The 17,207-nt window shown below is 29.8% G+C and carries 17 protein-coding genes and 1 riboswitch; of the genes, 6 read left to right on the top strand and 11 right to left on the bottom strand.

What is annotated here, in order from left to right:
- On the bottom strand, positions 1-131 hold a 131-nt coding region (locus BLS00_RS10940; protein ID WP_143012958.1), incomplete at its 3' end, for a DUF559 domain-containing protein.
- A gap of 532 nt (positions 132-663) precedes the next feature.
- Between BLS00_RS10940 and sfsA the strand changes: the two genes are divergently transcribed.
- Positions 664-1,368 (top strand): DNA/RNA nuclease SfsA, encoded by a 705-nt coding sequence (sfsA, locus tag BLS00_RS09985; protein WP_091405611.1) that lies wholly within the window; start codon positions 664-666, stop codon positions 1,366-1,368.
- Positions 1,369-1,406: 38 nt separating this feature from the next.
- Here sfsA and BLS00_RS09980 read toward each other — a convergent pair whose 3' ends face one another.
- Positions 1,407-2,411, bottom strand: a complete 1,005-nt coding sequence (locus BLS00_RS09980; protein WP_091405609.1) for a TIGR00341 family protein — start codon at positions 2,409-2,411, stop codon at positions 1,407-1,409.
- Positions 2,412-2,539: 128 nt separating this feature from the next.
- Between BLS00_RS09980 and BLS00_RS10530 the strand changes: the two genes are divergently transcribed.
- Genes BLS00_RS10530 through BLS00_RS09970 form a run of 3 tightly spaced genes read left to right on the top strand, consistent with a single transcriptional unit; the run spans position 2,540 to position 4,520 of the window.
- Positions 2,540-2,785, top strand: coding sequence for a hypothetical protein (locus tag BLS00_RS10530; RefSeq protein WP_143012957.1), 246 nt, complete (start codon positions 2,540-2,542; stop codon positions 2,783-2,785).
- On the top strand, positions 2,703-2,924 hold the full coding sequence (locus BLS00_RS09975) for an HAD family hydrolase (RefSeq protein WP_091405606.1): 222 nt from the start codon (positions 2,703-2,705) through the stop codon (positions 2,922-2,924). Before BLS00_RS10530 ends, BLS00_RS09975 begins: the two co-directional genes overlap by 83 nt.
- Before the next feature lie 48 nt (positions 2,925-2,972).
- Complete coding sequence (locus BLS00_RS09970; protein ID WP_091405604.1) at positions 2,973-4,520, top strand: hypothetical protein; 1,548 nt, start codon at positions 2,973-2,975, stop codon at positions 4,518-4,520.
- 40 nt (positions 4,521-4,560) lie between these two features.
- On the opposite strand, the gene BLS00_RS09965 is transcribed toward BLS00_RS09970, so the two are convergent.
- The 3 genes from BLS00_RS09965 to BLS00_RS09955 all read right to left on the bottom strand — a co-directional run bounded on the left by BLS00_RS09965 (position 4,561) and on the right by BLS00_RS09955 (position 7,446).
- Complete coding sequence (locus tag BLS00_RS09965; RefSeq protein ID WP_091405601.1) at positions 4,561-5,241, bottom strand: hypothetical protein; 681 nt, start codon at positions 5,239-5,241, stop codon at positions 4,561-4,563.
- 71 nt (positions 5,242-5,312) lie between these two features.
- The gene (locus BLS00_RS09960; protein WP_176759907.1) at positions 5,313-6,497 is read right to left on the bottom strand and encodes a BaiN/RdsA family NAD(P)/FAD-dependent oxidoreductase; all 1,185 of its coding nucleotides are present in this window, start codon (positions 6,495-6,497) and stop codon (positions 5,313-5,315) included.
- A 325-nt stretch (positions 6,498-6,822) separates the two neighbouring features.
- Entirely contained in the window at positions 6,823-7,446 is a 624-nt protein-coding gene (locus tag BLS00_RS09955; RefSeq protein ID WP_091405596.1) for a Panacea domain-containing protein, read from the bottom strand.
- 285 nt (positions 7,447-7,731) lie between these two features.
- A riboswitch (Fluoride riboswitch) is annotated at positions 7,732-7,792 on the top strand.
- Between the two features lie 56 nt (positions 7,793-7,848).
- On the opposite strand from BLS00_RS09955, the gene BLS00_RS09950 reads away from it, so the two are divergent.
- Positions 7,849-9,024: a cation:proton antiporter gene (locus BLS00_RS09950; RefSeq protein WP_091405593.1), complete on the top strand. Its 1,176-nt coding sequence runs from the start codon at positions 7,849-7,851 to the stop codon at positions 9,022-9,024.
- Positions 9,025-9,305: 281 nt separating this feature from the next.
- Positions 9,306-10,835: a histidine ammonia-lyase gene (gene hutH, locus BLS00_RS09945; protein WP_091405592.1), complete on the top strand. Its 1,530-nt coding sequence runs from the start codon at positions 9,306-9,308 to the stop codon at positions 10,833-10,835.
- A gap of 22 nt (positions 10,836-10,857) precedes the next feature.
- Here hutH and BLS00_RS09940 read toward each other — a convergent pair whose 3' ends face one another.
- The 6 genes from BLS00_RS09940 to BLS00_RS09915 form a co-directional block, all read right to left on the bottom strand.
- On the bottom strand, positions 10,858-11,940 hold the full coding sequence (locus tag BLS00_RS09940) for a HigA family addiction module antitoxin (protein WP_091405588.1): 1,083 nt from the start codon (positions 11,938-11,940) through the stop codon (positions 10,858-10,860).
- The gene (locus BLS00_RS09935; RefSeq protein ID WP_091405584.1) at positions 11,933-12,283 is read right to left on the bottom strand and encodes a BTB/POZ domain-containing protein; all 351 of its coding nucleotides are present in this window, start codon (positions 12,281-12,283) and stop codon (positions 11,933-11,935) included. The genes BLS00_RS09940 and BLS00_RS09935 overlap by 8 nt, the downstream gene beginning before the upstream one ends.
- Before the next feature lie 126 nt (positions 12,284-12,409).
- Entirely contained in the window at positions 12,410-13,387 is a 978-nt protein-coding gene (locus BLS00_RS09930) for a glycosyltransferase family 2 protein (RefSeq protein ID WP_091405581.1), read from the bottom strand.
- Positions 13,388-13,398: 11 nt separating this feature from the next.
- Complete coding sequence (locus BLS00_RS09925; RefSeq protein WP_091405578.1) at positions 13,399-14,490, bottom strand: glycosyltransferase; 1,092 nt, start codon at positions 14,488-14,490, stop codon at positions 13,399-13,401.
- Between the two features lies 1 nt (position 14,491).
- Positions 14,492-15,913: a lipopolysaccharide biosynthesis protein gene (locus BLS00_RS09920; RefSeq protein ID WP_091405577.1), complete on the bottom strand. Its 1,422-nt coding sequence runs from the start codon at positions 15,911-15,913 to the stop codon at positions 14,492-14,494.
- A gap of 12 nt (positions 15,914-15,925) precedes the next feature.
- Positions 15,926-17,197 carry a glycosyltransferase gene (locus BLS00_RS09915; protein WP_091405574.1) on the bottom strand — a complete coding sequence of 424 codons (1,272 nt, stop codon included), beginning with the start codon at positions 17,195-17,197 and terminating at the stop codon, positions 15,926-15,928.
- Positions 17,198-17,207 lie beyond the last annotated feature (10 nt).

Here is a 17,207-nt window from a genome sequence, read left to right as displayed (position 1 = left end):
ATTTTTTGCCTATTGAATTTATAGCCATAGAACTTTTTGTTTTTTAACTCGTTCCATAATATTACTTCAGATATTGTACTCTTTTTTCTTAATTCTTTAGCAAATTTTTTTAACTCTTCATAATCATGCATTTTTCACCTTTGTTTATTTAAAACACTAAACTCCTCACCACTAAAGTGGTCCCCTCCTCTTACACATTAAGAGGAGATTTTAACAACTTCCAACATCCAACCCATGAACTTAGCCTTTAATTCCCCTCTAAATGTGTTAGAGGGGACGTGCGCAGCACAGGGGTGTTTAGGCTTTTATGCTTTTAACTTCCAACATCCAACCCATGGACTTTAGCCTTTAATTCCCCTCTAAATGTGTTAGAGGGGACGTGCGCAGCACAGGGGTGTTTAGGCTTTTATGCTTTTAACTTTTCTACTAAAATTATAACAAAAAACATAAAGGCCATATTAAAATCATTTAAGAAGTATTACGTAAAAAATCTTAAATATAAATAAATATTATATATATTTACATTAAAATTATTTAAGATACTTCTATTATAACAAATTAGTAATATCAAAAAAATAATAATTTTATTTGTACTCAATTATTAAATAGTATAATGTATTGATGATAAATTCCACATTTTTCTACTAAAAAAAGGTGATAAAAATGAAATTAATGGAAATAAAAACTGACTACACAGCTATTTTTAAGTCTAGACCCAACAGATACATTGCAGAAGTTGACATCCCAGAACTTGACCTTGAAAACGAAGAAATCCATGTGCACGACCCAGGAAGGCTTAAAGAACTGCTATACCCAGGAAATAAAATAAAGATAAAAAAGGCCAACAACACAAAAAGAAAAACCAAATGGGACTTGATAGCAGCTGAAAATGGTAGCGAAGAAATAATGATAAACTCAGCTTACCATAGAAACATAAGCTATTTTATCCTAAACAATGAAAACATAAATCCTTTTGGAAAGCTAAGAAACATAAAAGCCGAAGTAAAATACAACAAAAGTAGATTAGACTATCTTGTAGAAGATGCAAAAAACAACAAAATTTGGATAGAAATAAAGGGTTGTACCCTAACTGAAGACGGGGTAGCTAAATTTCCAGATTCACCAACTTTGAGAGGAACCCGTCATCTTGAAGAATTAATAGAAATTAAAGAAAACGGAGAAGAAGCTGCAATAATACTCCTTGTGTTTGGGAAAAGCGAATGCTTCAGACCAAACAAGGAAACAGACACAAAATTTGCAGAAACCTTTCACAAAGCTATGAAAGTTGGAGTAAAAATATACCCTATACAGCTTTCTTACAAAAATGGAATAATTTCTTATGAAGGCATTTTGCCTATCTGCGAATAAATTAAAACCCGACTTTTTAAAAAAGTCGGGTTTTGTATTTAAAAAATAATATATAGCAAATAAGACATAAGACTTAACAAAAATATCCAAATTATCAAAGATATTATTCTGTACTTTTTCGCATTCTTTTCTTCCCAATAAGTAGAAGGTCTCAATCCCTCCACTAAAAAAGTCAACACTCCGGCCAAATTTATTGCTACTATGTTTATAAAAAACAACAACAAAGCAGACAGCCCTTTATCAATCATTCCATTCCCAATCAAAAGCCCAGAAGCTATGATAGGGGGCATAAAAGCAACAGCAACCATAACTCCAACAAGAGCGTCTACAACACCTTTGTTAACAGAAAGGATAGCTGCAACTCCCGTTATAAAAGCCAGAATAATATCTGTAATACTTATAGTTGTTCTGCTTGCTATTTCGTAGACACTTGGATCAATTTTGTAAAAAAATCCCCATAACAAAGCTATCGAAAAAGAGATTCCTATACCAATAAAGAGTTTTTCTAAAGATTGTAAAAGAGTTTTTCTGTCTCCAATAGTTGTAGAAAAAGCAAGAGACACGTTAGAACCCAAAAATGGAGCTATAACCATTGAACCAATAATAATAGTCGAGTTATCCCTAATAAGACCTATCCCGGCAATAATAGAAGAAATTATAATCAAAAGAATGTAAGATACTGATATGGTGACGTCTTTGTTTATATCGTTGTAGAGTTCTTGCCTTGTCAACCTTTGAAACACATATTTATTTTCCTTTTTCTCTTCTTCTTTTTCTGGTTCTTTTTCTGGTTCTTTTGGCCTTGGAATTTCTGCTTCTATGTTGAAAAAATACATGTGGAAATCTTTTATCTTTGAAAAATCATGTTCTATTCTATCTAATAAATTATCACTACCAGTTGCGTTGATGATAAACTCATATTGATATTGTTTTTCATCTATTTGTGATTTAGACATGATCGTAATCTCATCTTTTTCAAGCATTTTTTCAAGAGCAGCTGATTGACTTTTATGTAGATATAATTTTACAAACCTTTTTTCCATAAAAAATTCCCCCAAAAAAGTATTCTATAAAATTATATTACATAACAAAGAAAAAAGGAAATCATAATTATATGTTTATTAACTTAATGATGTATAATTGAAAAGACTATTATTACAGGAGGTAGGATATGTACATATTTTTAGACTATGACGGAACATTGAATTTAACAGACGAGAGAACATATGCAAAAACTTATTATGGGGCGTTGTTTGATTATACAGGGTTAGACCCAGAAATGTATTTGGACGCCATAAACTCGACTTTGCTTCTAACCCTCTATTCCCAAGAATATGTGTTCGAAACCCGAAAACTTTGTATATATTTCACACATGGAAAACTCGAACACAACAAAACCGCACAAAGAATATTTTGAAAACATTTTAAAAGAATTGAAAATAACTCCAGAAGAAGCTATAATAATAGGAGACACAGACTTTGACAAAGCAGCCGAAAAAGTGGGAATAAAATTCATACACGTTGAAGAAGTCGACAAATGGAAAGAACTTATTTAAATTAATATGATATGATATTAATGTAAATCATAATAAAAGGAAGATAACATGGATAGTATTGAAAAAATCATCTTAGACGTAAACCGTTACGGTTTTTTTGGAAGACCAATCCTTAATTACGAATATGAGAAAAAAAAGGATCAAGACCTTATATTTTACTTAGAGGTTATGAATCTTTATGGAAAATTTAATCATGAACAGGTAATAAAAGTGCTCGATAAAAATATTGAGCACGTTTCTAATATGAATATATACTATTTATTGTTAACGATTAAAATGTCTTCTCTCTTCATATTGAACAACGAAGAATATTTATCAATATTCAACAACTTGTACATGAATCTAGAAAAAATTCCAGAACCCGCAAAAAAAATCGTGACAAACGCTTTAATAAGTGTGGATGCAAAAATACTCGAAAAAAACAAAAAAATTCCAGATGACTATCACATAGATCCCTATCTACACTCAAATCACATGATGGTGAAAGCCAGAACTACAGATAACCCAAAGTTAAAAAAAGAGTTAAACCTTGAATCCATAATAACAGCAAAAAAAATACCTAATCCATCTCTTATTATCGCAAACATCTTGGATATTTACAGAGCAAACAAAGATCCCAAAAAAAGATATTGGTTGTTGAGAACAGCGACGTATTATTCTTCTTATTACTTTTCATCTGAAAACAGAATAATAAACATATACGATGAATATTTAAAATATCTGAAAGAAAGGGATTACTACAGGTACATAACAGAACTATTTGTACTCACAAAATCTTTTTCGAAGTTAGATAATTTGCAAGAATCTGGAGATGCAGAGGTCTTTGACCTTGACCTTAACAAAAAGTATTACAGAAACACCCAAGAAGTTCAAAACTTATTCAAAGATTATATAGACTCATTCGGCATAAACAAATTCTCTAAAAAAGCCAAACTTGGAAAAAGAGCTGCTCACAATATAATAAACGGAAAATCCGACAGGGTACATGCAAAAACTCTATACGAACTTTTTCAAGACGACTTTTTTCAGGATAAAAACTTCTATGAAATAAGTGTTGAGAAATTCAAAAGTTACCTTGACAATAATATAGAAAAGTTCATATTCGAAATACGGAAGAAAAAATCGAGAGACTTTCTTATAGACTTAATAACAATAATGATAACAATAAAAAAATTAAACAAAAAAGTCTTTAGAAATATATACAACTTGATCCTCAACAACGAAGACCTAAAATTGAACTACAACGAAAAAATGATTTTATACATAATATACAAAGACTACAGTTCAATATTTCTAAAAGCAAAGCAAAGGCTTTTGAAAAAAACCTTTAAACAATTTGATGAAGAAAAACTCGTTGTTTTTTACGAATTTTTCTCCGAAAAAATAGACTTCAAAAGCAGAACAATGCTCACTATTTTGTTAGAAAACATATCGCGCCTTCAAGAGATAAACATGAAAATAGAAACCACGTTGAAAATACCTGACAACAAATTCTTCGATAAAAAAGATGTTTTAAAAGCACTTTGGTACTTTGATGAAACTCAGAGAAAAAAATTAGTTACCCTATACAACAACATGATCGAAAAACTATATTAAAAAAGGAAGAGTTTAAAAACTCTTCCTTTTGCTTTATATTTTAAAATATTTTTATTCTACTTGAAAGTCCTAAAACAATCTTCATATCTTCCATTAAAATAATCTCACTTCCAACATCGTTAACAAACTGTACTCCTGCATAAAGGTTCAACCCATCGTAAATCCATATTTTGTTGTAATAATGTTGAACTCCATAAAAAGAAACCATATAGTTTTCCAAAGCAAAATTCTTGTCAAAACTTAGTCCACTTTCTATGTTTATAAAACTCTCTGATGTTTCTTCTTTCAAAATATTCAAACTGGTTTTTGCAAAAGCAGCATAGTTATTTATTATGGAACTGGTTTCAGTTTCATAATTATACTCTTCTTGTTGATTAAAAATACCTCCGACGTCAAAATAAATCAGGTCTGTTTCATAACCTATAGCAGAAGTTACATTTGAATACCAAAAAAAATCACTTGAATAAGCTACACTAAATTTAACTGGAATACCCTGAATATTGTTAAATCCTGCTTTAATATAACCACCATTGTTCACCTGAGAAACTCCAGTTTCTATAAAACCAAAAAGTCCCCATTTAAGCCCCCACGCCGGGTTAAAAGTATCTATATAAATATGTCCTTCTTCAACTATTCCCGCATCTGGTGTTAAAAAAGAAACAGAAAAAACTGACAAACTCAATATCATAACCAAAACAAACAAAGTCAAAATTTTCTTCATATTCCACCACCCCCAAATATAAGTAATGATATTATAAAACCATATTATTAAAAATCGGTATAAATTTTATTTCATTTAAAACATTCAGAAACTATCTTTCCAGTAGTTAAAGCAAATTGAATGTTGTATCCTCCCGTGTTTCCATCAACATCCAAAACCTCTCCTGCAAAAAATAACCCATCTACCTTTTTTGACATCATTGTTTTAACGTCTATTTCTTTTAAATCAATGCCCCCAGCAGTAACCATTGCCTGATCGTATCCAAAAAGTTCATCAACATAGTACTCATGATCTATAAGATAATCAACAACAAAATTTCTCTTCTCTTTATTCAAATTTCCACAAAACGTTTTTTCTTCGATATTCAAATCATTTAGCATTTTCAAAATAAATTTTTTAGTCAAATCGTATTTTTTCAAAACAGAAAAAATAGTTTCGTTCTGATATTTTTTCAATTTATTCCAAAAATCTTCTCTAAAAACATCTTTGTTTTTAAAGTTCAAAAAAGAAACTTGCAAAACATCATCATTATAAATATATCTGGAAAAATCTATGATGGCAGGCCCGGAAAAACCTAAATGTGTGATTAGCAAATCACCCGAGTTTTTAACATCTTTACCTTTAATCTTTATCTTCACATCATTAAAAGAAGTACCTGACAAAACCTGTAAATCAAAATTCTTAATCTTAACTGGTGTAAGAGCTGGTTTTGGTTCTACGACATTATGTTCAAAATATTCTGCAAATTTATACCCATCCCCACTTGTTCCTAACCTTGGATAAGATTTCCCGCCTGTCGCAATCAACACAGATCTGGAATTGTACTCTTCATCCTTTGTAAAAACTCTAAAAAAATCCCCCTTTGCAATTTTAACCACTTTAGAATCTGTTTTTATCTCGTGTCCGTTTTTCGATATCTCTTCCAACAAAATGTTCAAAACATCTTTTGCCCTCATCGATTTTGGAAAATATTTTCCGTTTTTATCTTTAACAAAAACAAGACCTCTTTCCTCAAAAAAATTAATCACATCTTCATTGGTAAACCTCTTCAAAATCTTCTTCATATAATTCTTCTTGTCGCCGTATTTATCGAAAAACTCGTAAATCTTCCCATCATGAGTCAAATTGCATTGCCCTGTACCAGAAATCAAAAGTTTCTTGCCAACCTCTTTATTCTTTTCAAGAATCAATACCTTTTTATCTTTAATATTTGCAGCGGCAAAAAGCCCCGCTGGTCCTGTTCCTATAACAATCAAATCATAAATAATTTATACCCCCTTGTAAAATAATTACTTTGTAATAATTTTGTTTTATTTCCCTCTAAGCGTGATAGAGGTAAAGTGCGTAGCACAGGTTTAGGCTTTTTTGTCATTACTACCTTGGTAGAGAAATCACATCAGTTAATTTTACAGAGTGAAATTTTTTATTGTTACAAATAATATTAATATAAAAAAGAGTGCCTATTTTATTATTTTGGGCACTCTTTATTACATATCTAATACAAAAGCTAGTCTTTTTTTTATTTTATAATTATGAAAATATTTCAACCTATTATTATTTTGATCCCAATGTTTATGTTTTTTAAAAGAAATAAAGAGTTATATGATCATAATCATTATTTTCATAAAAATCTTTTTCAGCTTCAGATTTATATTCTTTTGCTCTATTATAAGAGTTTTCTGCTTTTATTTCAGAAATAGTGTAATCATCCAAATCTTGATTTCTGTATTTAACAAAATCATACGATATTGGTTGATAAAATTCTGTTAGAACCCAAGGGGCATCGACATGGCTTTCTTCTTCCAACTCTTTACCACTTTTTAGTTCATTTTTGTACCAAACATCTCTAATAACTTGTAATTCTTCTTTCTCAAATAGTTCTAAATCAGGTTCCACTAACTTTTTTAATTTATGAACAGTATAAGTCTTATTTATTCCTAGAATTCTACTTTCAACTCTTTTTAATATTTTTTTATTTTCCATCTCATTGATTATTTCTGAATAATTTTCAATTACAGGTCCCATAGGATATTTTAGATAATTAAATCCCGTAATTGATTTAGAATATTTATTGTAATACTCAAAATCGGTGAAGTACAATAATTTATTTAACTTTTTAACTCCATCAAAATCTCTAAAATAAGATATATACAACAGAATTAAATTAAATAGCTTTGTTTTATTGTCTATTTTATCTCTATTCATAGCCACACCTCCATAACAATATTATATCAAAAACTTATATTCACTATACATTTTTATAATAAATTATATCATAATCATATCAACCTTTTTATATTTAATATTTTTTTCTACACCTGAATCCCTAAACATCCAACATAAACCATTTAATGATTTCCCAACTTTTTATTTCGACTAAGTTTGCCTTAAATTCCCTCTAAATATGTTAGAAAAGAAACTTATGCATTTGTTTTGGTCTTTTACCAATAACTAACATCCAACCGAAATCTTCAATTTCTATGATATAATATCATAAAAGGTGATGGAGTTCACCTCAACCGCTATAAAAGCTAATGACTCCTGTTGGTAACCACAATTCTTACCAACAGGATTTTTTTATATCTAAATAGAGAGGGAGGAACTTATATGGCTTTTAGTTTAGCAACAGTAATATTATTGGGACTTATATTCAAATGGTTATTCGAAAAAATAAATCTACCTGGAATTCTTGGAATGCTTATTTTGGGAATGTTGATCGGCCAATACGCTTTAGATTGGCTTAGCCCAGAATTAATGAATGTATCATCTGATTTAAGAAAAATCGCCCTAATAATAATTCTATTAAGGGCGGGACTTGGTATATCAAAAAGTACCCTAAAAAAAGTTGGAAAACCAGCAATAAAATTGTCTTTTATACCAAACCTCTTAGAAGGGTTTGCAATAACTTTTTCATCAATGTGGTTATTCAAACTTTCTTTTATAGAAGGTGGAATACTCGGATTTATAATCGCAGCAGTTTCTCCAGCTGTTGTTGTCCCATCGATGCTAAAACTCATGGAAAAGGGGAAAGGCGAAAAAAAAGCAATACCAACAATGATCCTCGCTGGTGCTTCTGTTGATGATGTTGTCGCTATAACTCTATTTTCAACATTTTTGGGATTATATGGAGGCAAAAATATAAACATACCAATAAAACTACTCGAAATCCCTTTATCAATAGGTCTTGGAATTGGAATTGGAATAATTTTTGGATTTCTTCTTGTCAAAATATTTGAAAAATACCACCTAAGAGATACCAAAAAAGTGTTGTACATATTGGCAATATCCATTTTTTTAACAACTTTCGAAGATGTCTTATCTTCCTATATACAAATAGCAAGTTTACTTGGTGTAATGACAATTGGGTTCATAATATTAGAAAAAAGACAAGAAGTAGCCCATAGATTGGCAAGAAAGTTCGAAAAAATTTGGGTGTTGGCAGAAATACTCCTTTTTGTTCTCGTTGGAGCACAGGTTAATTTGGAGGTAGCTTTAGATAGCGGGTTAAAGGGTTTGTTGTTAATAGCCATTGGATTAGCTTTTAGAAGTTTAGGCGTACTAATTTCTTTGATAAATTCTGGTTTAAACAAAAAAGAAAAAATATTTTCTATAATTGGATACGTCCCAAAAGCTACCGTTCAAGCTGCAATAGGAGCAGTCCCATTGGCAGCTGGAGTAGCAAGCGGAAATTTAATTCTCGCTTTAGCTGTATTATCTATACTATTCACAGCTCCTCTGGGTGCTTTTGGCATTGAAATCTTTGGTGATAAACTTTTAGACTAAATACAGAAATCCTTGTCATTCTGACCCTGTCAAAGAATCTAAAACCTTTTAAATTTTCTACGAAAATTGACTGATCAGATGTCTCCATGCACTTCGTTTAGTCGACATGACATACGCAAAGTTTTTTAGCTCTTGTTTTTTACGAACAACTAACAACCAGCAACTAACAACAGGAATTGCCAAGCGATTCCTACTCTTCCAACAAAATTAGTCTTTTGAGTTTTTTAATCAATTAATATATAATAGAAACATGAAATAAATTTCATGAGAGGAGGACCTCGATGAACAAATTAATAATAGACTCACAACATCTCACAGTAAAAGACGTCCTAAAAGTATCCAAAAACAAAGCAAAAGTAGAAATAGGTGAAAATGCGTACCAAAAAATAGACAAAGCAAGAAAAATAATAGAAGACATAGTTGAAAAAGGCTACCCAATATATGGAATAAACACTGGATTTGGAAAATTCTGCAACGTTCAAATATCAAAAAAAGAATTGAAAATGCTCCAAGAAAATCTCATAATGAGCCACTCTTGTGGCGTAGGAGATGCTCTCCCAGAAGACATAGTAAGGGGAATAATGATACTAAGAATGAACAACCTTTCAAAAGGTTATTCAGGAATAAGCAGAGAAACTTTTGAACAAATTCAAAACTTATTGAACCACGAAATAACTCCTTTTATTCCAGAACAAGGCAGCCTCGGTGCATCTGGAGATTTGGCTCCACTTGCCCATATGTCGTTGGCTTTAATGGGACTTGGAGAAGTGTTCTACAAAGGACAAAAAATATCGGCAAAAAAAGCACTTGAAGAAGAAGGGCTAAAACCCATTCATCTGAAAGAAAAAGAAGGACTCGCTTTAATAAACGGAACACAAGTCATGACTTCAATAGGAGTGCACGCAATAGCAGACGCTATAAAACTTGCCAAATTTTCTGATTTATCAGCAGCAATGACAACAGAAGCTCTTAACGGCATAACAGACGCTTTCTACGAAGAAATACACGAAATAAGAAACCAAACAGGCCAAATAAAAACAGCCGAAAACATGAGAAACATATTAAAAGACAGCAAAAACACAACAAAACAAGCAGAAATAAGAGTTCAAGATGCTTACACCATAAGATGTATCCCTCAAATACACGGTGCATCAAAAGACGCGATAAACTACGTGTCAGACATACTGAACAAAGAAATAAACGCAGTAACAGACAACCCGTTGATATTCCCTGAAAACGGAAAAGTAATTTCAGGTGGAAATTTCCACGGACAACCAGTCGCACTGGCAATGGACTTTTTGGGAATAGCTGTTTCTGAAATAGCAAATGTTTCAGAAAGAAGAATAGAAAGATTGGTCAACCCTCAGCTTTCTGGTATGCCTGCGTTCTTGTCCAACAACGGTGGGCTAAACTCTGGTTACATGATCCCTCAATACGTTGCGGCATCTCTTGTTTCAGAAAACAAAGTTTTGGCACACCCCGCAAGCGTTGATTCTATCCCTTCTTCTGCAAACCAAGAAGACCATGTGAGCATGGGAACAATAGCTGCAAGAAAAGCAAAACAAATCGTTGAAAACGTGAAAAAAGTAATTGCCATAGAATTCTTGGCTGCTGCACAGGCAATAGACATAAAAGACCAAAAAGACAATCTCTCATCCACAAACAGATTCATCTATGACAAAATAAGAGAAAAAGTAACATTCATGGAAAAAGACAGAATAATCCACAACGACATAATAGAAATGGAAAAACTATTAAACGACGACAAATTCTTCGAAGAAATAGAAAACAAAATAGATCTCAAAATATAAAACCAAAGCAGGTGAATGAAAATCACCTGCTTATTTTTTCTCTCAAAAAATTATACTGATTATTTTTTATTAACTTTTCTTTTTGTAACCTGCCTACAACAATTCCAGGATGAATTTTTACACTTTTTGCAAATTCAATTATAGATTCCTCAGATATTTCCTTTTTTTCAAAAAAACCATAAAAACTTTCAGAAGGAATCAAAGTTTCTCTCGCAAAATCATCTGCTTCTTTTTCTAATTTTTCATCAACTTCCAAAATATTTTTCTCGTCATTCACTATAACCTTTTTTAACTTTTGTTGTAAAACATGTTTAATTTCATGAAATAGAGAAAACCAAAAAATATCAGAATATCTATTTTTATCATTTATGGCCAAAATGACTTTTTTCTTATTCAACCATTTAACAACCCCATTGACACCAGAACTCTTTAAACGGGGCAGTTTAACAAAAGAAACTCCACATTCATAAAATATTTTTTCAATTTCAGGTAAAAAAACATTCTCTTTTTTCAAAGTCAATTCTCTGATTTTTGGAATAGATTTTTTCAATTTATTTATATCAAAGTCTTTTACTTCTTTTTTTCTTCCTTCGTTAATGGCAGTTTGTAACCAAGCATTTGAATTAATAATTTGTCTTTTATTTCCCACACTACCGGATGTTCTAAAACTTGACAACAAATCAGTTTTTTCTAAAAGAGTAAGTTTGGATATATTTAAATACCCACATAAATTCTTGACTTTTTCATATTTATTACTTGTTTTTTCAACTACTCCAAGATTTTCAAAATATTTATAAGAGATCATCTTTGCTATCTCAGCATCTTTTTCCAATTGCTTTCTTTTTTCAATTTCCATTTTTATTTCATCATAAGTTTTTTGCAAGTTAATCCATAATTCAACACTAGTTCCTGTCATAAGAGATAAGTTCTTTGCCAAATTATTGCTAATATCCTTTTTGCCATTAATCAATTCACTAACATGTTTAGGAGAAACATCTAACCTTTTGGCAAACTCTTCTTGAGTCATTTCATATCCTTCAATATAGTCATTGACATAATACCCAGGATGAAATGCAACCATCTCTTCATATTCAATTTTATTCATAATGATCGCTCACCTCCAATATAATGACCATTTTAGTAATTTCATTTATTACTTTATCATCATTAGTCTTAATCTCTTTTTCATTTTCATCTAAAGGTTCAATTATAAGTCTGTATTTTGTTTTACCCAAACTAATAAAATATGTTCCTTTTCTATCTCCAGTTAATTTATGAAATCTAAAAGAACGCGGCATATTTTCAACATCTTTAAAGCTTTTTGCATTTTCAATAAAATTAATCACTGCAAATAATTTTTCGGATGCATTATCTCCAATTTGAATTTTAGACTTTTTAAAATTGGTACATATTTTTTTTATTTGCTTGTTTTTATATATGATATCCATATATCACCATTTTAATTACCTAATAAGTAATATTTTTCTATATATATTATAACATAATAAATATATACTTGTCTACTTGGGAACAAAATAGTGCTCAAAATATAAAACCAAAGCAGGTGATGAAAATCACCTGCCATTTTTTACTCCATATTTTAAAATCCCTATTAATGATCCAATGCCATACGAAACATGTAAAAGGAAAAAAGTTATAAAAAGTAAAAATATGGATAATTTTTTCTTTTGAAACTTTATTTTCGTCGAAAAATAAAGATCTATTGCAAAGTAAAAAGCTATTACAAAAACATATACCATTTTTAAAAACCCAACAAAAGAAGATATAATGCCTCCAAAAATTATGAACAAAACAAAAAGCAAAGGAACCAAATGCCTTGCTGAAAAAGGAATTTTTGAAAACTTTGCACTGTTAATAACCCAATATCCATTAGAAAAATTGTTCTTAATCAATTTAATAACATTAGTTCTTGAATAATAAGTTGCCTTAGCTTTTGGCACCAGTATAATATCATATCCAGATCTCTTTATCCTCAAATTCAAATCGATATCCTGGTTTCTCACTAAATTTTCGTTAAACAACCCCACTTTTTCAAAAATTTCTCTCTTATACACCCCATAAGCAACTGTATCAACAAGACTCTCTTTTGAATAACCAGTTCTATATTTCCCTCCACCAACTCCAAAAGGATGACTCAAAACTTCTGAAATAGTTCTTCCAATCAAAGAATCATCACCAGGTTTATTAACAACTGCTCCGCCAGCAACAGCACATTTGTTTTCATCAAGTCTTTTAACACATTCAGAAATATAGTTTTCTGAATAAGTCGTATGAGCTCCAGCTATCATAACGTAATCCCCTGTGGAATTTTTTATTCCTATATTTATTGCAATGGGGGTTATCTTTTTCTCGTTATCCAAAATTTTTATATTCTCATAACTTTTCAAGATATCCCTTGTGTTATCTGTGCTCATCCCATCGACAACTATTATTTCTTTATTTGGATAGTCATTATTAATAACAGAATCAACGCACTCTTTTATATACTTTTCTTCATTAAAAGTTGGTATAACTACTGACACTTTTTTCATAAACGCACCTCTTAATCAACAACAAAATCGACAAAATCTTTTTCAATTTCTTCTGTCCAAACAAACTCATGCTTGTATTTTTTTATATTTTCCATCATTTCTTCGTAATTCTCATATGCATTTTCTATTTTTTGTACTGAATCTTTCACATCATTTGGGTCAATTACAACGCCGATGTTCTTTTCTTCCACTTCTTTTGCCATTGAAACAAAGCTATTTCTAACTATAACAGGGGTTTCTGCTGCTATTGAATCATAATATTTATTCGGTAAGGAAAAAACATCGTTCTTATAGCTCCTACTGTTAACAGTATTGAAAGATATCAAAGAAAAGGCTTCTTCAGACAAACGCTCCATCATCTCTTCATATGGCAAAAAAGAAGTAGCGTTATGATCTATTTCTTTAAAGTAATCCGTCTCCATTCCAATAATGTTAAACTCAAACCCTCTATTAATCAACTCTTTTAATATCTCTTTTTCATCATCCAAATTCCTATTAACACCACCAACAAAAGCTATACTCTTCTTTTTACTTTTTGAATCAACAGAATTCTTTGCATAATTTTTTAAAACAAAGTAGTCTTTTTCAATTCCCAAACTTTTTAAAATATCTTTTTTCATATCTTCAGAAACAAAAACCAGCTTGTCAGAATAATTAATTTGCTTTTTAAAAAAGTTCCAAACAATTGCTTCTTTTATCTTTTTTGTAAAGCCTTCCAAACTATTCAAAAAGTTTTCTGGGTGGTATTCATGGATATCAAAAAACACTTGTTTTCCCCTCTTTTTAGCTTCTTTAAAAGGAGCAACTGGTCTACTTGCTAAAAAATGATGCATATACAAAACATCATATTTTTCATTTTTTACTATATCTTTTATATCCTTATCCAAACTTCTTCTTCTTCTCAGCTTTTTCATTGGGTTATCATGGGTATTTTTAACATAATATATTGGAATATATTTTATATTTCCTTCAATATATCCCTTTTCATGTTGATTAGTCCAATACTGATAAATCACTTCATTGTTTTTAGATAGAGCTTTTACAGTCCTGAAAACCCTTTTATCATATTTTGGATGCATGTAACCCACAACAAGTATTTTCACTTCATTTACTCCTTTTGTTTTTTATTTCAATAATTAATTGTTTGAATAATTTCATTCCCCATAAAAACTCTTTGAAATGGTAGACAAATATTATCCCAAACATAACTAAATCTATATAAAAATTATTGTATACTACAGATAAACTTGCCATAACTACCATTAAAAATATGGATACAAAATGTCTTTTTATATCCATTTTTTCCCAGAGCATTCTTGAAAAAATAGTAGCTATAAGAAAATAAACTATATATGATATCCCGGTAGAAATTGAAGCTCCTAAAGCACCTAATTGGGGAACTAATAATATATTGCCTAAAATATTTAAACCTGAAGCTATTGCAGTAACTAAAATATTATAGTAAGTTTTTCTCACAAAATTAATTCCCATGGATGTGGTTGTAGCTAAAGTATACATTATTGGATAAAACATTAAAAAAGGAACTATTATTGCTGCATTTTTATATTCTGGGGATAATATCAGAATAATTTGATCTTTGAACAAAACTATAAAAGCAAAAAGTAATGTCAACAAACTATTCAATTTATTACTCACCATTTCATATTTTCTTAACGGTGTATCACTTTCATACCACCTGTATACTGTAGGAGCCCAAAAAGTGGCAAATGCTTGTTGTATTATTACAACAACACTAACAATTTTAAAAGCTGCTGAATAAAGCCCTATGGCTTCAAAATCTGCCCATGTTCTTAGAGCTATTTTATCCATAGAATTCAATACCCACATCATAATTGAGGTTGGAATCAATGGCAATCCAAATAAAGTGACTTTTTTAATTAGTTTTTTATCTATTTTGAATTTATAAATCCAATCTTTTAGATTTATTACTGTTGTAATTATTGCTATTGAAACCATGGAAAAAAACTGTGCTTGGATGATACCTTTAAAGTTCCTATTAAAAAAAAGTAGTATTATCACTGTAAAACCTAAAGTCATCAATCTATGAAAAATTTGAACAAAAGAATATAATCTTGCTTTTTCTTTCATTCTAATTATTAAAGTATTGAATCTAAAAATAATTGCAAAAGGCAAAACAAATGCTAATATTTGTATTATATATTTTTCAACAGAATCAAATAATAAAACAGATATAGGCTCATAAAAATATAAATACACAAACATTATAATTATGGAAAATATAAACGGAATTAGAAATGTGTTCCACAATAGATTTTTTTTATCTTTTTCTGCATTATACTCTCTTACATAAGCCTGATCTATTCCCAAATTCAAAAAAAGTGAGGTCAATGAAAAAGCCATTGTGTACATGGAAGCTTTACCGAGTTGGGCTGGGTCTACTAACCACGTTTGAATGGGTACATTTATGAATCCTAATAATGCTGCTCCTATAGGTCCTATTGAAAATCCTGCTAATCTTTTTAAAAATTGTCTGCTATTTTCCAATAATATCCCTTCTTATTTTGTATCGATAAATTTTTTAATTCTTTCTACTAAATCTGGCTTATCATTTAAGCATAATCCTTTTTCACCGTATTCATGTAAATAATTTTTCAAAAAATTTTTTAGTTGACTTTTTGATGTCCCTACTCCATATATATATTCAATATTGTATGGTGAAAAATAATTACTTTTTGGAATTTTACCATTGATAACATCCATATACTTCCTTGCTACAACTTTAGAACCCCAATTATTTTTAACAAATTTTTGAGATTCTCTTCCTATCTCTTTAATTTGATCTATGTTATTTATAAAATATTCAATTTTTGATTCTAATTCTTCTGGTAAACAAAAAACAGATGGAGGAATAAACCTTTTCTCTACATCATTGTTTATATAATTAACATAATAACTGCCAACTATTGAAGCTTTACCAAAAAACGCAGCCTCTGTAGCTAATCCTGCTAAAGGTGTATCGCTATACATTTGGTCAATTACGAAATCACAGTTTTTAATTTCTTGAATCACTTCTGAATGTTCTTTATTAACAATTTTTATAAAATCAATGTTATAACCTTTATTTTTTAAATTTTCAATGTATTTATCAATATTGAAACTTCCCTTAATAATTGGAGATGAAGGGGCATGCAAAATTCTTATATAATCTTTATTTATTTTTTCCCTTTTTTTTGGTTGTTCTTCAAAGCCACTTATTGGGAATCCAACTGTCAAACCTGAGATAAAATTTCTTTCGTGAAAATGTGCTTGAGGCGGATAGTCTATAATATAATCAGCATACTTTTCTACTTTTTTTATAATCTTTTTTTTCTTAATACTTCTCTTATAAGTTGAATTATAATTACCTGAATTCACAAACCAACCATTTAAATACGGAGGCCTTGAATCAGAGCCCAAATAAACATAAACTATTTTCTTATTAAAAAGCTTATAGATAGGAAGTTCTAAAAATCTTAATAATGTAGAATTCAAAGAATAGATAATTACATCAAATTTAAAAAGTATATAAATTAATAACATTAATCTTGGAATAATGGATAAAAAATAGCTCAACATGAAATAAATTTTCTTATTTTTCAAATTAATTTTGTTTATTTTTTTAATTAACTCTGAAAATATATTTCTATCTTCATTACCATAATTAAATTTATGATTATCTAAAGTAATAAATTCACATTCAACACCATTTTCTAAAAACCCTTTTTTTAAATTTCCAAAATACCCGGCAACCTCTACTAACCCTACAAAAATACGTGTTTTTTTCTTCATTTGTATAACT

Origin of the sequence: Geotoga petraea, from assembly GCF_900102615.1 — a bacterium.
GTDB lineage: Bacteria > Thermotogota > Thermotogae > Petrotogales > Petrotogaceae > Geotoga > Geotoga petraea.
This window is presented reverse-complemented; position numbering and strand designations above follow the sequence as displayed.

What these genes read in the sequence shown, in the direction of transcription:
- sfsA (WP_091405611.1), top strand. Translation starts at nt 664, where the DNA reads ATGAAATTAATGGAAATAAAAACTGACTACACAGCTATTTTTAAGTCT.
- BLS00_RS09980 (WP_091405609.1), bottom strand. Translation starts at nt 2,411, where the DNA reads ATGGAAAAAAGGTTTGTAAAATTATATCTACATAAAAGTCAATCAGCT.
- BLS00_RS10530 (WP_143012957.1), top strand. Translation starts at nt 2,540, where the DNA reads ATGTACATATTTTTAGACTATGACGGAACATTGAATTTAACAGACGAG.
- BLS00_RS09975 (WP_091405606.1), top strand. Translation starts at nt 2,703, where the DNA reads ATGTGTTCGAAACCCGAAAACTTTGTATATATTTCACACATGGAAAAC.
- BLS00_RS09970 (WP_091405604.1), top strand. Translation starts at nt 2,973, where the DNA reads ATGGATAGTATTGAAAAAATCATCTTAGACGTAAACCGTTACGGTTTT.
- BLS00_RS09965 (WP_091405601.1), bottom strand. Translation starts at nt 5,241, where the DNA reads ATGAAGAAAATTTTGACTTTGTTTGTTTTGGTTATGATATTGAGTTTG.
- BLS00_RS09955 (WP_091405596.1), bottom strand. Translation starts at nt 7,446, where the DNA reads ATGAATAGAGATAAAATAGACAATAAAACAAAGCTATTTAATTTAATT.
- BLS00_RS09950 (WP_091405593.1), top strand. Translation starts at nt 7,849, where the DNA reads ATGGCTTTTAGTTTAGCAACAGTAATATTATTGGGACTTATATTCAAA.
- hutH (WP_091405592.1), top strand. Translation starts at nt 9,306, where the DNA reads ATGAACAAATTAATAATAGACTCACAACATCTCACAGTAAAAGACGTC.
- BLS00_RS09940 (WP_091405588.1), bottom strand. Translation starts at nt 11,940, where the DNA reads ATGAATAAAATTGAATATGAAGAGATGGTTGCATTTCATCCTGGGTAT.
- BLS00_RS09935 (WP_091405584.1), bottom strand. Translation starts at nt 12,283, where the DNA reads ATGGATATCATATATAAAAACAAGCAAATAAAAAAAATATGTACCAAT.
- BLS00_RS09930 (WP_091405581.1), bottom strand. Translation starts at nt 13,387, where the DNA reads ATGAAAAAAGTGTCAGTAGTTATACCAACTTTTAATGAAGAAAAGTAT.
- BLS00_RS09915 (WP_091405574.1), bottom strand. Translation starts at nt 17,197, where the DNA reads ATGAAGAAAAAAACACGTATTTTTGTAGGGTTAGTAGAGGTTGCCGGG.